This is a genomic window from Terrisporobacter muris (assembly GCF_024621905.1).
In the GTDB taxonomy this organism is placed as follows: Bacteria; Bacillota; Clostridia; order Peptostreptococcales; family Peptostreptococcaceae; genus Terrisporobacter; species Terrisporobacter muris.
On sequence record NZ_JANKBY010000290.1, the window covers coordinates 1 to 4,856 of the forward strand.

4 protein-coding genes and 1 pseudogene are annotated in these 4,856 nt (G+C 27.7%); 3 read left to right on the forward strand and 2 right to left on the reverse strand.

Going from position 1 to position 4,856, the window contains the following annotated elements; all coding sequences use genetic code 11:
• Positions 1-295 precede the first annotated feature (295 nt).
• The gene (locus tag NSA58_RS16285) at positions 296-1,324 is read right to left on the reverse strand and encodes a BMP family lipoprotein (RefSeq protein WP_039678310.1); all 1,029 of its coding nucleotides are present in this window, start codon (positions 1,322-1,324) and stop codon (positions 296-298) included.
• 178 nt (positions 1,325-1,502) lie between these two features.
• Here NSA58_RS16285 and NSA58_RS16290 point away from each other — a divergent pair, with 178 nt between their 5' ends.
• Positions 1,503-1,769, forward strand: coding sequence for a hypothetical protein (locus tag NSA58_RS16290; protein WP_039678311.1), 267 nt, complete (start codon positions 1,503-1,505; stop codon positions 1,767-1,769).
• 184 nt (positions 1,770-1,953) lie between these two features.
• Here the strand turns inward: NSA58_RS16290 and NSA58_RS21025 are convergent.
• Positions 1,954-2,489 (reverse strand): annotated as a pseudogene (locus NSA58_RS21025) (hypothetical protein).
• A gap of 277 nt (positions 2,490-2,766) precedes the next feature.
• Here NSA58_RS21025 and NSA58_RS16305 point away from each other — a divergent pair.
• Positions 2,767-3,990, forward strand: coding sequence for a deoxyguanosinetriphosphate triphosphohydrolase family protein (locus NSA58_RS16305; RefSeq protein WP_039678312.1), 1,224 nt, complete (start codon positions 2,767-2,769; stop codon positions 3,988-3,990).
• A 60-nt stretch (positions 3,991-4,050) separates the two neighbouring features.
• Complete coding sequence (locus NSA58_RS16310) at positions 4,051-4,800, forward strand: hypothetical protein (protein ID WP_074429259.1); 750 nt, start codon at positions 4,051-4,053, stop codon at positions 4,798-4,800.
• The last annotated feature ends 56 nt before the right edge of the window (positions 4,801-4,856 follow it).

Consider the following 4,856-nt stretch of genomic DNA (forward strand, 5'->3'; position numbering starts at 1 on the left):
AAAACTATTGTAACAAAATATATTAACTATGAATTATTTAAACAGCTTCTGAAACTATAATACCACGGAGGAGATAGATAATTTAAATAAATAAAAGTCATAAAAGTTGATAATTTTGATAAATATAAAAAATCAATAAAATAGAATTGCAATAGTTATATAATAAGTTACTATAATAAGATTTTAAGCAATAAAAATGACACCTCAAGATAGGTGTCATTTTTTGGCAAGTAAGTATTACAAAATTTATATTAACCTATTTCTAGGGTAATAACATAATATTAAGTAGATTAATCTACTTTAGAAATTCCTCGTAATCTTTTTTATTTGATGGAACTTTTATTTCTCCATTTTTTATTTTTTGTGCATGTTCTTCTACAAGAGCTAATATTTCCTTATCTACATTTTTTGAAGTAGTTTCAGATATACCAACACCATCTTCTTTTAAGCCAAATACATTAACTTGACCACCTTTGAAGTTCCCTTCTAGTAAATCTTTTACAGTGTTGAAAACAGCCACGTCAACTCTTTTAATTGCAGAAGTTATTACATTTTCTGGAGCTAGAGAATTTTGGTCTTTATCAACTCCAACAGCCATTTTATTGTTTTCTTTAGCAGCTTCTATTGGTCCTAAACCAGCACTTCCTGCTGCTGTAAATATTACGTCTACATCTTTTGAGTGCATTAAGTTAGCAATTGATTTTGCTTTTGATGCATCTGTGTATGTATCAGCATATTGTCTTAAAACTTCAATATTACTGTCCACAGCTTTTGCTCCTGCCATAAATCCATATTCAAAAGTTTCTATTACAGCTTCTTTTGTACCACCTATAAATCCTACTTTATTAGTTTCACTTTTCTTAGCCGCTATTATTCCAGTTAAATATGAAGCTTCTTGTGCATTAAACATTAAAGAAGATACATTTTCTGGTTGATTCTCAAAAGAAGCATCTATTATTGCAAAGTTAGTTTCTGGATAGCTCTTTGCAGCATTTTCTATGGCTGTATTCATTTGGAAGCCAACACCTATTACTAAGTCTGAGTCATTGTCTACTGCTGTTTCCACATTTGGTACATAATCTGAACTTTGCTTAGATTCTAGTACGTTTACATCTACACCTAATTCATCTTTAGCTCTTTGTAAACCTTCCCAAGCACTTTGGTTGAATGATTCATCGTTGATACCACCAACGTCTGCAACTAAAGTTATTTTTAAAGATTCACCTGATGATTTAGAGTTATCTTTGTTTGAAGAACATCCTACTAATACTGAAGATGTCATTGATAAAATAATTCCTAGTGATAATAATTTCTTAAATCTCATGTTGTCTTATTGCCCTCCAAAAAAAATGTGTTTTTTACATTTTATAGTATATATACGAAAAATACAATATTTATTTTAAAAAATATAAATAATATTACGAATGTTTTAAACTTTATACTAAGTGTATAGTTGGTAAATGTTTTATTGTTTTTTTGCAATGTAGGAATATTTTCTTTTTATGTATTTAAATATTTTAGAGGCAGAGTCAATATTAGGTTATAAAATAGGAATATCAGTATTTAAGGAAAAGTCAGGAAGAGAAATAATCAGATTCGCTGATTTGATACAGATGATATATATGTTATCTTTTACATTTTTAATAGGAGCATTAATTTGGTGTTTATATTATGGACTGGTAATTTGGTACAAAGATTTTTTTAATAAAACTAAACCAATATATACCTTATTTATGTTACCAGAAAATAAATTTATCATATTTATATAAAAATTAATTACTATGATAACACTAATTTATGGAGTTATATTTTTACAATTTTTATGTCGGATAATAATGGGAACAATAATAAAATCCATATCAGGAGTTTCATTTGTATATATGATAAATGCCATAAATAGATCGAGGCTAGAGATATTTATCTTTAATATACCACAATTAAGTAGGATAGAATTTATATGAAGTCACCTACGTTTATTCCTAAATTAAGTACATCTTCTTTAGAGTTAACTTTTTCATCAAGTCTAATCATCATAGTATCATTATTTCTTTCATTGGTAGCTAGAGCTTGTCCATATGTATGAGTAGATGAATATTTAAAAACAACAGTACCTCTTATTTCACCATTCTTTCTAGTGATTATAGTACAGTTCTCACATTCAATAGATCCCAGCAACCACCACCAATCTTGTGATATTTTCGTTTTCCATCAGAAGTTATTTCTTTAACCATGGCACCTAAGGTATCCATATGAGCTGAGACTGTCACTTGATTTTCATCATCTTCACCTTGAAGAGTTGCTATTAAGCATCCCTTTTTTGTAAGATTGCATTCTAAGCCTAATTTTTCAAAGTCTTTCTTACACTCCAAAACAGCAATATCTGTATACCCTGTTGGACTTGGTATATCTAGATATTTTCTCATTACAAAAATCGTGCTGTTCAAATCAAATTTCATATCAATAATTCTCCCCTTGTATTTGATAAACATATTATATCATAAAAATTTTTGAAGCTTTATTTAATTTATTATGTTTATATAAATTATTAGATTTGCTACTTTAATTATTAGATTTAATGTTTTTTATAATTATTTAAAAAACTATTAATACAAGGGAATTGTTTTTGATTAATAAAGAGAGGATGGTGACATGAGCAAAGCGAATTTTATGCTAATCAGTTGGGAGGAAATGTAAGATATATAGGGAAATAGTGCTATAATATTCTTAATATATAGCTTATATTTGAATTATATGTGGAGGGTGATTATGTACAAGAAATTTTCTCATGTGGCAATGAATGAAGATAGCAATTGCCAAAAAGCAACTTTTAGGCAAAATGAGTTATACACTAGAAATAATGATATGAGAACTGAGTTTGAAAGAGATTATACTAGAATTTTGCACAGCTTAGCATATAGAAGATTAAAACATAAGACGCAAGTATTTTTTAACACACAAAACGACCATATTTGTACTAGGATGGAGCATGTATCACATGTGGAGTCTGTTAGTTATATCATAGCTAAATCACTTGGGTTAAATTATGAACTAACAAGAGCCATAGCCACAGGTCATGATTTAGGCCATGCACCCTTTGGACATGAAGGTGAAAATGTAATTAAAAAAATATTAAAAGACAATCTAGATTATTCTTTTTGGCATGAAAAAAATGGCCTGAGGGTAGTTGATAAGTTGGAATTATTGCAAGATAATAAGGGAAATATGAGTAATTTGAATCTTACTTATGCAGTGAGAGATGGGATTATATGTCATTGTGGTGAGGTGGATGAAAATGGGATTTTTCCAAGAAAAGAATATATAGATTTGAATACCATAACAAATCCTGGTCAAGTACAGCCTTATACTTGGGAAGGTTGTGTTGTGAAAATTTCAGACAAAATAGCATACCTGGGCAGAGATATAGAAGACGCACTTCTTCTAAAAATAATTAGTCGTGACGATTTAAAAGATGTGTACGAACTAGGGCTTAAGTACGGTCAAAAAACAGTAAACACTTCAGTAATAATGCACGAACTAATGGGTGATCTTATTGAAAACAGCTCTATTGAAAATGGGATTTGCTTTTCTCATGAAAAACAGAATTTCATTGACTCTATAAAAAAATTCAATTATGAAAAAATATATGATAATAAGAAGTTTAGTTACTATAAAAAATATGCAAACCTAGTAATTAACAGTATATTTGAAGAACTATTTAAGTACTATGACAAAGAAAATACCATTAATAATTTACAAGCTAATATAGATAAGAAGTATAGGTTTGTTATAAGTGATTTTAAAGGATGGATAATAAAATACTGTGATGAGAGTATTTTTGATAGTAAGGATTTGAAGAGTAGTCTTAATAATGAAAAGATTTATGGCACTTTAAACAATGAAAATGTTTATAAGGAAGCCATTGTTGACTATATTTCTTGTATGACAGATGCTTATGCTATTAAGTGTTTTAATGAATTAATATCTTTTTAGTATTGTAAAAAAATAGTAAAATAAATATAGTAGAAAAATAATATAAGGGGAATGCAATAAATGAAGAAAAAAATTATAGGAAGTTGTATATTAATTGTGGGAATTTTGCTTTCAGGTTCTGTAGTATATAACGAAACAACTGAAAAACTGAGAAATGTGACTAGAAAAGAACAATTGGAAGTATTTGAAGAAGCTAAAAAGCAAGCAGATATAGGTAATAACTATATTGAACATATTACTGAGATTCAATCAGATGGATATACTATAGATACATATGTTGATAGAGAAAATGGCTTAGAACAAATGGATACATATGAAAATAATGAATTAGTTAATAGAATGATATTTTATGATAAGGGAAGTAAATACCTATCTATAGGAGAAGATGATCAGGAATTCGAAGGGGTAATGACCAAATTGGATGAGAGTATAGCTAAAGAAAATGAAAAGAATTTTGAAAACTATTCTCAATTTGAAGATGATATATTAAGTACTTTAGAACAGGGTAAAGGCACTTTTTTTAGAGAAGAAAAGACTTCAAATACTTCGGTAATAAAATATATTAGTAGAAACTTAAATCTTTATTTTGATAAAGAAAGTAAGTTTTTAGTGAAAAAAGAAGAGATTGTTGGAGATAAAATAAGTACAACTACAAAATTTGAGAAAATAGAAAGAACTTCTAATCGTGGTAAGTATTTATTTAAACAAGAATCGCCATTAATATTAGGTGAAAATATTGATTTAAGTAATATAAAAATTAAGTATGTAAAAGATGAATTAGAAGCACTCTTAAAAGATGATAGAGGATAATTTATTTTTTATAAATGAAATTAAAAATAGACAAGAAGATTTAATGATTTTATTTT